General features: G+C 66.6%; 10 protein-coding genes, 2 rRNA genes, 1 pseudogene and 1 other annotated feature (1 of these 14 running past the window's edge). All 13 genes and pseudogenes read left to right on the top strand.

The genetic code is table 11. The features are described from left to right. Positions 1-175: a sequence feature (mutual gap in cmsearch alignment for this rRNA model is longer than 100), on the top strand (it extends 1,322 nt beyond the left edge of the window). Positions 176-261: 86 nt separating this feature from the next. Beyond that, positions 262-429 carry a hypothetical protein gene (locus SSNG_RS41865; protein ID WP_165364977.1) on the top strand — a complete coding sequence of 56 codons (168 nt, stop codon included), beginning with the start codon at positions 262-264 and terminating at the stop codon, positions 427-429. 28 nt (positions 430-457) lie between these two features. Next, positions 458-3,579: ribosomal RNA gene (locus SSNG_RS05930) — 23S ribosomal RNA — on the top strand. Positions 3,580-3,685: 106 nt separating this feature from the next. After that, a 5S ribosomal RNA gene (rrf, locus tag SSNG_RS05925) occupies positions 3,686-3,802 on the top strand. A gap of 138 nt (positions 3,803-3,940) precedes the next feature. Next, a complete protein-coding gene (locus SSNG_RS05920) occupies positions 3,941-4,528 on the top strand; it encodes a CDP-alcohol phosphatidyltransferase family protein (RefSeq protein ID WP_042800595.1) in 588 nt (195 codons plus the stop codon). 101 nt (positions 4,529-4,629) lie between these two features. Continuing rightward, positions 4,630-7,128: a mannose-1-phosphate guanyltransferase gene (locus SSNG_RS05915; protein WP_007262896.1), complete on the top strand. Its 2,499-nt coding sequence runs from the start codon at positions 4,630-4,632 to the stop codon at positions 7,126-7,128. Positions 7,129-7,213: 85 nt separating this feature from the next. Next, a complete protein-coding gene (locus tag SSNG_RS05910) occupies positions 7,214-8,119 on the top strand; it encodes a DUF881 domain-containing protein (RefSeq protein ID WP_007262895.1) in 906 nt (301 codons plus the stop codon). Next, complete coding sequence (locus SSNG_RS05905; protein ID WP_007262894.1) at positions 8,116-8,448, top strand: small basic family protein; 333 nt, start codon at positions 8,116-8,118, stop codon at positions 8,446-8,448. The genes SSNG_RS05910 and SSNG_RS05905 overlap by 4 nt, the downstream gene beginning before the upstream one ends. Before the next feature lie 5 nt (positions 8,449-8,453). Further along, positions 8,454-9,260, top strand: a complete 807-nt coding sequence (locus SSNG_RS05900) for a DUF881 domain-containing protein (protein WP_042800592.1) — start codon at positions 8,454-8,456, stop codon at positions 9,258-9,260. A 130-nt stretch (positions 9,261-9,390) separates the two neighbouring features. After that, entirely contained in the window at positions 9,391-10,284 is an 894-nt protein-coding gene (locus SSNG_RS43535; RefSeq protein WP_007262892.1) for an FHA domain-containing protein, read from the top strand. A gap of 70 nt (positions 10,285-10,354) precedes the next feature. Continuing rightward, positions 10,355-11,119 carry a MerR family transcriptional regulator gene (locus SSNG_RS05890; RefSeq protein WP_007262891.1) on the top strand — a complete coding sequence of 255 codons (765 nt, stop codon included), beginning with the start codon at positions 10,355-10,357 and terminating at the stop codon, positions 11,117-11,119. A gap of 63 nt (positions 11,120-11,182) precedes the next feature. Next, the gene (locus tag SSNG_RS05885) at positions 11,183-11,656 is read left to right on the top strand and encodes a bifunctional nuclease family protein (protein WP_007262890.1); all 474 of its coding nucleotides are present in this window, start codon (positions 11,183-11,185) and stop codon (positions 11,654-11,656) included. 310 nt (positions 11,657-11,966) lie between these two features. Then, positions 11,967-12,483, top strand: a pseudogene (locus SSNG_RS05880) (MerR family transcriptional regulator). 143 nt (positions 12,484-12,626) lie between these two features. Next, positions 12,627-13,717: DNA polymerase IV (locus tag SSNG_RS05875; RefSeq protein WP_007262888.1), on the top strand; the 1,091-nt coding region annotated here is incomplete at its 3' end.

Raw genomic sequence — 13,717 nt, 5'->3', positions numbered from 1 at the left:
GTGAATACGTTCCCGGGCCCTTGTACACACCGCCCGTCACGTCACGAAAGTCGGTAACACCCGAAGCCGGTGGCCCAACCCGTAAGGGAGGGAGCTGTCGAAGGTGGGACCAGCGATTGGGACGAAGTCGTAACAAGGTAGCCGTACCGGAAGGTGCGGCTGGATCACCTCCTTTCTAAGGAGCACAGTACCGATTGCAGACAAACGTTCTGCACGGTCAGCTCATGGGTGGAACGTTGATTATTTGGCACGGTCTTCTGGATGGATCACGAGTACTGCTTCGGCGTGGAAAGTGAGTCACTGAAAGAGATCGTGCCTGGCACGTTGTTGGGTCCTGAAGGCACGGCCGTCTGGTCAGTCTTCAGCGCCGGCCCCAGTGAACTTGTTCCTTTCGAGGTGCAGGGTGATGGGTGGCTGGTCATTATTTGAGAACTACACAGTGGACGCGAGCATCTGTGGCCAAGTTTTTAAGGGCGCACGGTGGATGCCTTGGCACCAGGAACCGATGAAGGACGTGAGAGGCCGCGATAGGCCCCGGGGAGCTGCCAACTGAGCTTTGATCCGGGGGTGTCCGAATGGGGAAACCCGGCAGTCGTCATGGGCTGTCACCCACTGCTGAACACATAGGCAGTGTGGAGGGAACGAGGGGAAGTGAAACATCTCAGTACCCTCAGGAAGAGAAAACAACCGTGATTCCGGGAGTAGTGGCGAGCGAAACCGGATGAGGCCAAACCGTATGCGTGTGAGACCCGGCAGGGGTTGCGCATGCGGGGTTGTGGGAATGAGCTTCAGTCGTCTGCCGGCGGCTGGGCGAGTCAGAAACCGTTGATGTAGTCGAAGGACATGCGAAAGGTCCGGCGTAGAGGGTAAGACCCCCGTAGACGAAACATCAGCGGCTTGCTTGCTCATCTCCCAAGTAGCACGGGGCCCGAGAAATCCCGTGTGAATCTGGCGGGACCACCCGCTAAGCCTAAATATTCCCTGGTGACCGATAGCGGATAGTACCGTGAGGGAATGGTGAAAAGTACCGCGGGAGCGGAGTGAAATAGTACCTGAAACCGTGTGCCTACAAGCCGTGGGAGCGTCGGATGCAGCTTGCTGTATCTCGTGACTGCGTGCCTTTTGAAGAATGAGCCTGCGAGTTAGCGGTGTGTAGCGAGGTTAACCCGTGTGGGGAAGCCGTAGCGAAAGCGAGTCCGAATAGGGCGATTGAGTTGCACGCTCTAGACCCGAAGCGGAGTGATCTAGCCATGGGCAGGTTGAAGCGGAGGTAAGACTTCGTGGAGGACCGAACCCACCAGGGTTGAAAACCTGGGGGATGACCTGTGGTTAGGGGTGAAAGGCCAATCAAACTCCGTGATAGCTGGTTCTCCCCGAAATGCATTTAGGTGCAGCGTCGTGTGTTTCTTGCCGGAGGTAGAGCACTGGATAGGCGATGGGCCCTACCGGGTTACTGACCTTAGCCAAACTCCGAATGCCGGTAAGTGAGAGCACGGCAGTGAGACTGTGGGGGATAAGCTCCATGGTCGAGAGGGAAACAGCCCAGAGCATCGACTAAGGCCCCTAAGCGTACGCTAAGTGGGAAAGGATGTGGAGTCGCAGAGACAACCAGGAGGTTGGCTTAGAAGCAGCCACCCTTGAAAGAGTGCGTAATAGCTCACTGGTCAAGTGATTCCGCGCCGACAATGTAGCGGGGCTCAAGCGTACCGCCGAAGTCGTGTCATTGCAGCTATAGGGCCAACGCCCGCTGTGATGGGTAGGGGAGCGTCGTGTGCCGGGTGAAGCAGCAGCGGAAGCTAGTTGTGGACGGTTCACGAGTGAGAATGCAGGCATGAGTAGCGATACACACGTGAGAAACGTGTGCGCCGATTGACTAAGGGTTCCTGGGTCAAGCTGATCTGCCCAGGGTAAGTCGGGACCTAAGGCGAGGCCGACAGGCGTAGTCGATGGACAACCGGTTGATATTCCGGTACCCGCTTTGAAACGCCCAATATCGAATCCTCTGATGCTAAGCCCGTGAAGCCGTTCCGGACCCTTCGGGGAAAGGAAAGTGGTGGAGCCGGCGATCCAAGGTGGTAGTAGGTAAGCGATGGGGTGACGCAGGAAGGTAGTCCAGCCCGGGCGGTGGTTGTCCCGGGGTAAGGGTGTAGGCCGTGTGGTAGGCAAATCCGTCACACGTTAAGGCTGAGACCTGATGCCGAGCCGATTGTGGTGAAGTGGATGATCCTATGCTGTCGAGAAAAGCCTCTAGCGAGTTTCATGGCGGCCCGTACCCTAAACCGACTCAGGTGGTCAGGTAGAGAATACCGAGGCGTTCGGGTGAACTATGGTTAAGGAACTCGGCAAAATGCCCCCGTAACTTCGGGAGAAGGGGGGCCATTCCTGGTGATGAGACTTGCTCTCTGAGCTGGGGGTGGCCGCAGAGACCAGCGAGAAGCGACTGTTTACTAAAAACACAGGTCCGTGCGAAGCCGTAAGGCGATGTATACGGACTGACGCCTGCCCGGTGCTGGAACGTTAAGGGGACCGGTTAGTGACCTTTCGGGGTTGCGAAGCTGAGAACTTAAGCGCCAGTAAACGGCGGTGGTAACTATAACCATTTTTATGTGTTTTTGAAATTCCTTGTCGGGTAAGTTCTTACCTGCACGAATGGCGTAACGACTTCTCGACTGTCTCAACCATAGGCCCGGTGAAATTGCACTACGAGTAAAGATGCTCGTTTCGCGCAGCAGGACGGAAAGACCCCGGGACCTTTACTACAGTTTGATATTGGTGTTCGGTTCGGCTTGTGTAGGATAGGTGGGAGACTTTGAAGCAGCCACGCCAGTGGTTGTGGAGTCGCCGTTGAAATACCACTCTGGTCGTGCTGGATGTCTAACCTCGGTCCGTGATCCGGATCAGGGACAGTGTCTGATGGGTAGTTTAACTGGGGCGGTTGCCTCCCAAAGGGTAACGGAGGCGCCCAAAGGTTCCCTCAGCCTGGTTGGCAATCAGGTGTTGAGTGTAAGTGCACAAGGGAGCTTGACTGTGAGACCGACGGGTCGAGCAGGGACGAAAGTCGGGACTAGTGATCCGGCGGTGGCTTGTGGAAGCGCCGTCGCTCAACGGATAAAAGGTACCCCGGGGATAACAGGCTGATCTTCCCCAAGAGTCCATATCGACGGGATGGTTTGGCACCTCGATGTCGGCTCGTCGCATCCTGGGGCTGGAGTCGGTCCCAAGGGTTGGGCTGTTCGCCCATTAAAGCGGTACGCGAGCTGGGTTTAGACCGTCGTGTGACGTTCGGTCCCTATCCGCTGTGCGCGTAGGAATATTGAGAAGCCCCGTCCCTCCCCCGAGAGGACCGGGACAAAAAAAAACTCTGGTGTGCCAGTTGTCCTGCCAAGGGCATGGCTGGTTGGCTACGTTCGGGAGGGATAACCGCTGAAAGCATCTAAGCGGGAAGCCTGCTTCAAGATGAGTATTCCCACCTCCTTGAGAGGGTAAGGCTCCCAGTAGACGACTGGGTTGATAGGCCAGATGTGGAAGCCCGGTAACGGGTGGAGCTGACTGGTACTAATAGGCCGAGGGCTTGTCCTCAGTTGCTCGCGTCCACTGTGTTAGTTCTGAAGCAACGAACGGTTGCTGGTTTCTAGAGCTAGAACACAACTACAGAGTGTGCTTGTTCGCTCGAAACCGATAGGGTTTCGGTGGTCATAGCGTTAGGGAAACGCCCGGTTACATTCCGAACCCGGAAGCTAAGCCTTTCAGCGCCGATGGTACTGCAGGGGGGACCCTGTGGGAGAGTAGGACGCCGCCGAACAATCTTTGTGGGAAAGCCCCGCACCTTCTGGTGCGGGGCTTTTCTGCGTTCGGGGTCCGGCCGGCCTCCGGCGGGACTCCTGTAGGGTCGGGGAGCACCGTTTCGACCATTTCTAGTGTCACAGTGGGAGGCCCCCGGGTGGAGGTCCAGGAGACTCGGGTTCAGACCGACCGAATTTTCACCATTCCGAACATCCTGAGCATGGCTCGGCTCGTCGGCGTACCGCTGTTCCTCTGGCTGATCCTGGAGCGGCACGACGGGTGGGCGCTGGCCGTCCTGATGCTCAGCGGGATCAGTGACTACCTCGACGGAAAACTCGCGCGCCGCTGGAATCAGATCAGCAAACTGGGCCGCCTGCTGGACCCCGCCGCGGACCGCCTCTACGTCCTGACGACGCTCTTCGGTCTCACCTGGCGGGAGATTCTGCCCCTGTGGCTCACCGCGGCGCTCCTCGCCCGCGAGGCAATGCTGCTGGTCATGGTGTGGATCCTGCGCCGGCACGGCTATCCGCCGCCGCAGGTCAACTTCCTCGGCAAGGCCGCGACCTTCAACCTCATGTACGCCTTCCCGCTCCTGCTGCTCAGTGACGGAGACGGCTGGTTGGCCTGGATGGCGTCCGTTTTCGGATGGGCGTTCGCGGGATGGGGTACAACGCTCTATTGGTGGGCAGGAATCCTTTACGTGGTGCAAGTCCGCCGCCTGGTCAGGGCTACCACGGCCGATTGAGCTCGCTCGGCGCCGGTGCTGACGCGGAGGAGTTGCGGAGTATCCGTCCGGGGCGGGTGAGGTCGGCTGGACCGTCATCTCTCTAGGAGGACTCTTCCGACATGAAGGCCGTCGTGATGGCCGGTGGCGAAGGTACGCGGCTTCGCCCCATGACCTCAAGCATGCCCAAGCCGCTCCTGCCGGTGGTCAACCGGCCGATCATGGAGCACGTGCTGAGGCTGCTCAAGCGCCATGGGCTCAGCGAGACCGTGGTCACGGTGCAGTTCCTGGCCTCACTGGTCAAGAACTACTTCGGTGACGGCGAGGAGCTCGGGATGGAGCTCACCTACGCCAACGAGGAGAAGCCTCTCGGGACCGCCGGCAGCGTGAAGAACGCCGAGGAGGCCCTGAAGGACGACACGTTCCTCGTCATCTCCGGCGACGCGCTGACCGACTTCGACCTCACCGACCTCATCAATTTCCACAAGGAGAAGGGCGCACTGGTCACGGTGTGCCTGACCCGGGTGCCGAACCCGCTGGAATTCGGCATCACCATCGTGGACGAGGAGGGGAAGGTCGAGCGCTTCCTCGAGAAGCCGACCTGGGGGCAGGTGTTCTCGGACACCATCAACACCGGCATCTACGTGATGGAGCCGGAGATCTTCGACTACGTCGACCCGGACGTCTCGGTCGACTGGTCCGGTGACGTCTTCCCGCAGCTCATGAAGGAAGGCCGCCCGATCTTCGGCTACGTGGCCGAGGGCTACTGGGAGGACGTGGGCACCCACGCGAGCTACGTGAAGGCGCAGGCCGACGTCCTCGAGGGCAAGGTCCAGGTCGACATGGACGGCTTCGAGATCTCGCCCGGCGTCTGGATCGCGGAAGGGGCCGAGGTCAGCCCGGACGCGGTGCTGCGCGGGCCGCTGTACGTCGGGGACTACGCCAAGGTCGAGGCCGGCGTGGAACTGCGCGAACACACGGTCGTCGGATCGAACGTGGTCGTCAAGAGCGGGGCCTTCCTCCACAAGGCCGTCGTCCACGACAACGTCTACATCGGCCCCCACAGCAACCTGCGCGGCTGCGTCATCGGCAAGAACACCGACATCATGCGGGCCGCCCGGATCGAGGACGGGGCCGTCATCGGCGACGAGTGCCTCGTGGGTGAGGAATCCATCATCCAGGGCAACGTTCGCGTCTACCCCTTCAAGACGATCGAGGCCGGCGCCTTCGTCAACACCTCGGTGATCTGGGAGTCCCGCGGCCAGGCACACCTGTTCGGTGCCAGGGGCGTCTCCGGGATCCTCAACGTGGAGATCACCCCCGAACTGGTGGTCAAGCTGGCCGGCGCCTACGCGACGATGCTGAAGAAGGGCGCGATCGTCACCACGGCCCGAGACCACTCCCGAGGTGCCCGTGCGCTCAAGCGCGCGGTGATCTCGGCGCTCCAGGCCAGCGCCATCGACGTACGCGACCTGGAGAACGTACCGCTGCCGGTGGCTCGTCAGCAGACGGCCCGCGGCGCCGCGGGCGGGATCATGATCAGAACCTCGCCCGGGGTGCCCGACTCGGTGGACATCATGTTCCTCGACGAGCGGGGAGCCGACCTGTCGCAGGCGCAGCAGCGCAAGCTGGACCGGGTGTACGCACGCCAGGAGTACCGGCGCGCCTTCCCCGGGGAGATCGGCGACCTGCAGTTCCCGTCGAGCGTGTTCGACTCCTACACGGGCTCGCTGCTCCGGCGGGTGGACACCACCGGCATCGCCGATGCCGGGCTCAAGGTGGTCGTGGACGCCTCCAACGGCAGCGCCGGGCTCGTCCTGCCGAGCCTCCTCGGCCGGCTCGGCGTCGACGCGCTGACGATCAACCCCGGTCTCGACGAGTCCAGGCCCACCGAGACCCGGGAGTCGCGGCGGGCCGGGCTGGTGCGGCTGGGGGAGATCGTGGCGTCGGCCCGGGCGGCGTTCGGCGTGCGGTTCGACCCGGTGGGCGAGCGGATCTCCCTGGTGGACGAGCGGGGCCGGATCATCGAGGACGACCGGGCGCTGCTCGTGCTCCTCGACCTCGTCGCCGCCGAGAAGCGCAGCGGCAAGGTGGCCCTGCCGGTGACCACGACGCGCGTCGCCGAGCAGGTGGCGGCGTACCACGGGACCCAGGTGGAGTGGACGACGACCTCGCCCGACGACCTGACCCGGGTTGGCCGGGAGGAGACGACGATCTTCGGCGGCGACGGCCGGGGCGGCTTCATCGTTCCGGAGTTCAGCAGCGTCTTCGACGGGTCGGCGGCCTTCGTCCAGCTGATCGGGCTGGTGGCGCGGACCCAGCTCACCCTGAGCCAGATCGACGCCCGCATCCCGCGCGCACACGTGCTCAAGCGGGACGTCCCCACGCCGTGGGCGGCGAAGGGGCTGGTCATGCGGCGGGTCGTGGAGGCCGCCGGCGACCGGCAGGTGGACACCACCGACGGAGTGCGCGTGGTCGAGGCCGACGGGCGGTGGGCGCTGGTCCTGCCGGACCCGGCGGAGGCCGTCACCCACCTGTGGGCCGAAGGCCCCGACGACGCCTCCGCGCAGGCGCTCCTCGACGAGTGGGGTGCGGCCGTGGACGGCGCCGGACAGCACTGACCTTCCGGCGGGCCGGGTGCGGGGAGTGACCCGGCCCGGCCCGCCGGACGGGCGCATTGGGTGTTGGCGGCGGCGACATGCAACGATGTGCGGCATGTCGCAGCCGCCCAACAACCGGAGTTCGGCCACGCCGCCCGCGCGCCCCGACGCGTCCATGTCGCTGCTGACCCATGTGATGGACCACAGCCTCGACGAGGGCTATGCGGAAGCGTCGGCCCGGCGCGAGGCGGACGGCACGGCGGGCCTGCCCCGTACGCTCAAGGCCAAGCTGGCGCTCGCCGCAGGCCTCGTGCTCGCCGCGATGGTGGTCACGCTCGGTGCCGCGCAGGCACGCGTGGCGGCCCCGGTGCTGGCCAAGGAGCGCCAGGAGCTGATCGACCGGGTACAGAGGGCGGACGACCACGCCGAGGCCCTGGAGCGGGAGACCGAGCGGCTGCGGACCGAGGTCGCCGACCGGCAGCGCGTCGCGCTGAAACAGCAGGTCGGGGAGCGGGGCCGGCTGGTGGAAGTGCTGGCGGGTGCAACCGAGGTGCACGGTCCCGGCGTCAAGCTTGTGGTGGACGATGCCAAGGGTGCCTCGTCGGGCGGCGGTGGCGGTCCGCGCGAGAGCGCCGGGTTCTCGAACACCGGCCGGGTCCGCGACCGGGACATGCAGCGGATCGTCAACGGGCTCTGGCAGGCGGGTGCGGAGGCCGTCTCGATCAACGGGCAGCGGCTGACGGCGCTGTCGGCGATCAGGGCCGCGGGTGACGCGATACTGGTCGACAACAAGCCGCTGGTGCCGCCCTACGAGGTCCTCGCGGTGGGTGACAAGAAGCGGCTCGGGACCACGTTCCAGGACTCCGTGGACGGTCAGTACCTGCACGTCCTCCAAGAGAGCTACGGGATCCGGTACAGCCTGACCCCCGTGGACGAGGTACGGCTGCCCGCGGCGTCGAGCCTGACCGTCCGCACAGCCACAGCAGCAGAGCCGAAGAAGGGTGCGTCGTGATCGCGGTACTGGGCCTCTTGGCCGGAGTGGTGGTCGGGCTTCTGGTCCGGCCCGAGGTGCCGGCCGTGGTGGAGCCTTATCTGCCGATCGCCGTGGTCGCCGCCCTCGACGCGGTGTTCGGCGGTCTGCGCGCGATGCTGGACGGGATCTTCGTCGACAAGGTCTTCGTGGTGTCGTTCCTGTCGAACGTGGTCGTCGCCGCGCTGATCGTCTTCCTCGGCGACAAGCTCGGCGTCGGCTCGCAGCTGTCGACGGGTGTGGTCGTCGTCCTCGGCATCCGGATCTTCTCCAACGCCGCGGCCATCCGCCGGCACGTCTTCCGGGCGTGACGCCGATGAGCACGGAGAACACCCCGCCGGAGCCCGAGGAGTCGCGGCCCCAGGAGCCGTCACCGCAGCCCGGGCCGGCCGTGCCGCAGGAGACCGGGCGCCAGCGCCTGGCGGCCGGGCTGTGGCCGCCCAGGTTCAGCCGCGCCCAACTGATCGTCGCGCTGCTGCTGTTCGTCCTGGGCCTCGGGCTCGCGATCCAGGTCCGGTCCAACAGCGACTCCAGCGCCCCGCTGCGCGGTGCCCGGCAGGAGGACCTCGTACGGATCCTCGACGAGCTGGACGGGCGCACCCAGCGCCTGGAGGACGAGAAGCAGCGGCTGGACGACCAGCGCAAGGAACTGCAGAGCAGTTCCAACCAGGCGGAAGAGGCCCGCCGTCAGACGGTTGAGAAGGAGCGCCAACTGGGCATCCTGGCCGGTACGGTGGCGGCACAGGGCCCGGGGATCACGCTGCGGATCACCGACACCAAGGGTCAGGTGCGGTCCGACCAGTTGCTGGACACCCTCCAGGAGCTGCGGGCGGCCGGGGCGGAAGCGATCCAGATCAACGGCGTGCGCGTCGTGGCGGGCTCGTACTTCTCCGACGAGGGCGGCGGGGTCGGGATCGACGGTAAGAAGATCACACAGCCCTACGAGTTCAAGGTCATCGGCAAACCGCAGGATCTGGAGCCCGCGCTGAACATCCCGGGAGGTGTGGTGCAGACGATGGAGAAGGAACAGGCCACGGTCGCCGTCACACGGTCGGCGAAGATCGTTGTGGATGCCTTGCGGGCTGCGAAGCAGCCTGACTACGCTCGGTCGTCATCGCCGTGATGCGTAGTGGAACGTGGACAGGCTCACGCGGGCCGACGCCTGCGGGGGGTCGACGCACGGAAGTCGCCGTGCGTGGTGGAAACTGTCTGGTGGTTACGGACGTTGTCAGAATGTCCGGGTCGGCAGGTGTGTGCATGCAGAGTTCGTCCTGCCCCACGGGCGGGTCTGTTTCGGTCAAGGGGAATCGCCCGTGAAGTTGTTTGAGAAGTTGTTCGGCAAGAAGAAGAACGAGGAAAGCGGCGCGGCGCGGCACCGCGCGGGGCAGCCGGAAGGGGAAGGGCAGGGCGACAGGCCGCTCTTCCGTGACGAGGTGGCCGGCCCGGGTGACAATTCGGGCGGGCGCGGCGCGTCGTCCGTTGACCCGGCTGGTTCCGGACGCATAGGTTTCGGTGAACCATCAACCTCTAGTGCGGGTGGAGGGTTTGCCTCTGACCCCTATGCCACCAGTGCCTCCGCGGGGCAGCCGCGGCGCGAGGAGCCGTCCATGTCGGCCGAGCAGACGTGCGGCAGGTGCGGTCACCGCAGCGACGCTGCGAGCCGTTTCTGCTCCAACTGCGGGGCGCCGCTGCGGCCGGGCCTGACGCCGGAGCGCGCTTCGGAGACCACGTCCACCATCTCGATCTCGGGCCTGGAGGCCTACGAGGCCGAGGGGTCGGGCCAGCACGTGTCGTCCTCGCTCTCTCCCGAGGCCCAGGCCGCGGTGGAGGCGCTGCCGCCCGGTTCCGCGCTGCTGATCGTGCGGCGCGGCCCGAACTCGGGCAGCCGGTTCCTGCTGGACGGCGAACTGACGACTGCGGGCCGGCACCCGCAGAGCGACATCTTCCTGGACGACATCACCGTGTCCCGCCTGCATGTCGAATTCCGCCGGAGCCCGGAGGGCGGCTTCACCGTCGCCGACGTGGGCAGCCTCAACGGCACGTACGTGAACCGCGAGCCGATCGAGTCCGTCGCCCTGCACAACGGTGACGAGGTGCAGATCGGCAAGTACCGGCTGGTCTTCTACGCGAGCCTGCGGGGCGTCTGACCCCTCCGGACACCGTCCGGGGGGAACCCCACCCCCGGACACCCTCCGGGGGGACCCCAGGGAAGGTTCCATGCTGCGTACCCCGACGGGCGGTGCCCCCAAGAACGGCACCGCCGGCTCGGCCGGGCAGCTGGTCAGCATCGGCACGGTGCTGACCACGCTGCGGGACGAGTTCCCCGAAGTCACGATCTCGAAGATCCGCTTCCTGGAGGCGGAGGGCCTGGTCGAGCCCCGGCGCACGCCTTCCGGATACCGCAAGTTCAGCACGGAGGACGTGGAGCGCCTCGCGCGCGTCCTGCGCCTGCAGCGCGACCACTACCTCCCGCTGAAGGTCATCCGGGAGCAGCTCGACGCGCTCGACCGGGGCGAGCAGATCCGCATCCCCGCGCCCGCCGCGCACGGGGAGTCCGTGGACGGCGCACCGCCCTCCGGCGGGTACGCCGAGGCGGCCGGTGAGCCGCCGGCGGCGGCGCGCGTGGGCCGTGCCGAGCTGATGGCGGCCGCCGAGGTGGACGAGGCGCAGCTGGTCGAGTGGGAGTCGTACGGGCTCGTCTCGGAGCTGCCGGGCGGCGGGTTCGACGCCGGGACGCTCGCCGTGGCCCGGCTGATCGCGGACCTCGGCCGGTTCGGCCTCGAACCGCGGCACCTGCGGGGCATGAAGGCGGCGGCGGACCGGGAGGCCGGTCTGGTGGAGCAGCTCGTCGCCCCGCTGCGCAGGCACCGCAATCCGCAGACCAGGGCGCACGCGGAAGCCACGACGAGGGAGCTCGCGGTGCTTTCCGTGAGGCTCCACGAGGCCTTGGTGCAGACCGCTCTCGGGCTCCGTCCGCACTGACCGGACGGGTCCCGGTGGGGCCCCGACTACCCAAACCTGCCGGGCAGGTCCTAGGGTTGCTGTGTGAACGAGCTCGACGTTGTGGGTGTCCGGGTGGAAATGCCCTCCAACCAACCGATCGTGCTCCTGCGTGAAGTGGGAGGCGACCGGTACCTCCCCATCTGGATCGGTCCTGGGGAGGCGACCGCCATTGCCTTCGCGCAGCAGGGCATGGCCCCTGCCCGGCCGCTGACGCACGACCTCTTCAAGGACGTGCTGGAGGCGGTCGGTGAGGAGCTCACCGAGGTCCGGATCACGGATCTGCGGGAGGGCGTCTTCTACGCGGAGCTGGTCTTCGCCAGCGGGGTCGAGGTGAGCGCGCGGCCGTCGGACGCCATAGCGCTCGCCCTGCGCACGGGAACGCCGATCTACGGCAGCGACGGCGTGCTGGACGACGCCGGAATCGCCATTCCCGACGAACAGGAGGACGAGGTGGAGAAGTTCCGCGAGTTCCTCGACCAGATCTCGCCCGAGGACTTCGGAACGGGCCCCCAGTAGCCGCGCCGGCGGCCGCGCCGTCCACCGGGAACTGTCAGCCCATTCGAGTAGCCTTTCCCCGCAGCGGGGTACGGGAAACCACTCTCAGGGTGATTATCACTCGGCGTGCCGAGTGTGGCGATCGTTGACGCACCCCTGGTCACTGCCTACCTTCAAGGTGGCAGGTCAAGGACGGAGGGTCGGCGTGAGGATCACGGGCGACGGTACGACCGGGGGCACCCCCGTGCGCAGCGACGGTGGGCCGTACCCGGTGCACGGCGGCGCGGCGGGTTCCGCGCACCGTCAGCCGGCGGCCGCGCCGGTCGGACCGGTGAGCGAAGGCCCGGCGTCCGAGCAGGTCGGCTACCGCGGACCGACGGCGTGCGCCGCCGCGGGGATCACGTACCGGCAGCTCGACTACTGGGCGCGGACCGGACTCGTGGAGCCGAGCGTGCGGCCCGCCTACTGGTTTTGGCACCCAGCGGCTGTACAGCTTCCGCGACGTGGTCGTCCTGAAGATCGTCAAGCGCTTCCTGGACACCTGGGTGGCGCTTTTAGAACATCCGCACCGCCGTGTTTTCTTTTTGCGGGACCGGGGCTTCTCCGACCTGGAGCGCATGACGCTGATGAGCGACGGCGCGACCGTGTACGAGTGCACCTCGCCGGACCAGGTCGTGAGCCTGCTCCAGGGCGGGCAGGGCGTCTTCGGCATCGCGGTGGGCGTCGTCTGGCGCGACGTCGAGAACGCGCTGTCGCAGCTGCACGGGGAGCGCGTGGACACCGGGGAGACCCTGGTGGGCCACAACCCGGCCGACGAGCTCGCGGCCCGCCGGAACCGGGCCGTCTGAAGCGGGCCGTCTGCACTGGGCCGTCTGCACTGGGCCGTCTGCACCGGGCCGTCTGGCCGGACCCGGATCGCCGGCCGCGCCCGCGGCGGGTGCCGGGGCCGGTGATCACCGCGTTGTCAGTGGCGTAGGGCAGCATCGGTTCCGTGAGATCCGCCCCGACCATCCTGCACCTGGACATGGACGCCTTCTACGCCTCCGTGGAGCAGGCGTCGAAGCCCAGCCTGCGCGGGAAGGCCGTGATCGTCGGGGGGCTCGGCCCGCGCGGGGTCGTCGCCACCGCCTCGTACGAGGCACGGCGGTTCGGGGTGCACTCGGCGATGCCGACGGCGCAGGCCCGCCGCCTCTGCCCGAACGGCGCCTACCTGATCCCCCGCTTCACCCTGTACCGCGAGGTCAGCGAGCTGGTCATGGGCCTGCTGCGGGAGCTGTCGCCGCTGGTGGAGCCGCTCAGCCTGGACGAGGCCTTCGTGGACCTGGAGGCGGGCGGAGCGGCCTTCGACGCGGCGGGCGCCCGCGCCACGGGGGAGCGGCTGCGGGCCGGCATCACGGCCCTCACCGGCCTCAGCGGCTCGGTGGGCCTGGCCGGGTCCAAGATGCTGGCCAAGATCGCCTCCGAGGAGGCCAAGCCCGACGGGCTGCTGCTGATCGAACCGGGGACCGAGCGTGAGCTCCTCGCGCCCATGCCGGTGCGCACCCTGCCCGGGGTGGGGCCGGCCACCGGGGAGCACCTGCGCCGGGCCGGGATCACCACCGTGGGGGAGCTGGCCGAGGCGGGCGAGGACGAGCTGGTGCGGATGGTGGGCCGGGCGCACGGCGTCGGCCTGTACCGGATGGCGCTGGGACTGGACGACCGGCCGGTGGTCGCCGAGCGGGACGCGAAGTCCGTCTCGGTGGAGGACACCTTCGACGTGGACCTGCACGACCGGGTGCGGATCCGGTACGAGGTCCAGCGGCTCGCCGACCGCTGCGTGGGCCGGCTGCGCGCCTCGGGCCACTCGGGGCGGACCATCGTCCTGAAGGTGCGCCGGTACGACTTCTCGACCCTGACCCGCTCCGAGACGCTGCGGGGCCCCACCGACGACCCGGCGGTGGTGCGGGAGGCGGCCGCGCGGCTGCTGGAGGGCGTGGACACCACCGGCGGGGTGCGGCTGCTGGGGGTGGGGGTGACGGGGCTCGCCGACTACACGCAGGAGGACCTCTTCGCCCAGGCGCGGGCCGCCGCCGAGGGGGAGGC

The organism is Streptomyces sp. C (assembly GCF_000158895.1).
GTDB classification, from domain to species: domain Bacteria; phylum Actinomycetota; class Actinomycetes; order Streptomycetales; family Streptomycetaceae; genus Streptomyces; species Streptomyces racemochromogenes.
Note: the sequence above shows the minus strand (reverse complement) of the source record. Positions and strands in the feature narration are given on the sequence as shown.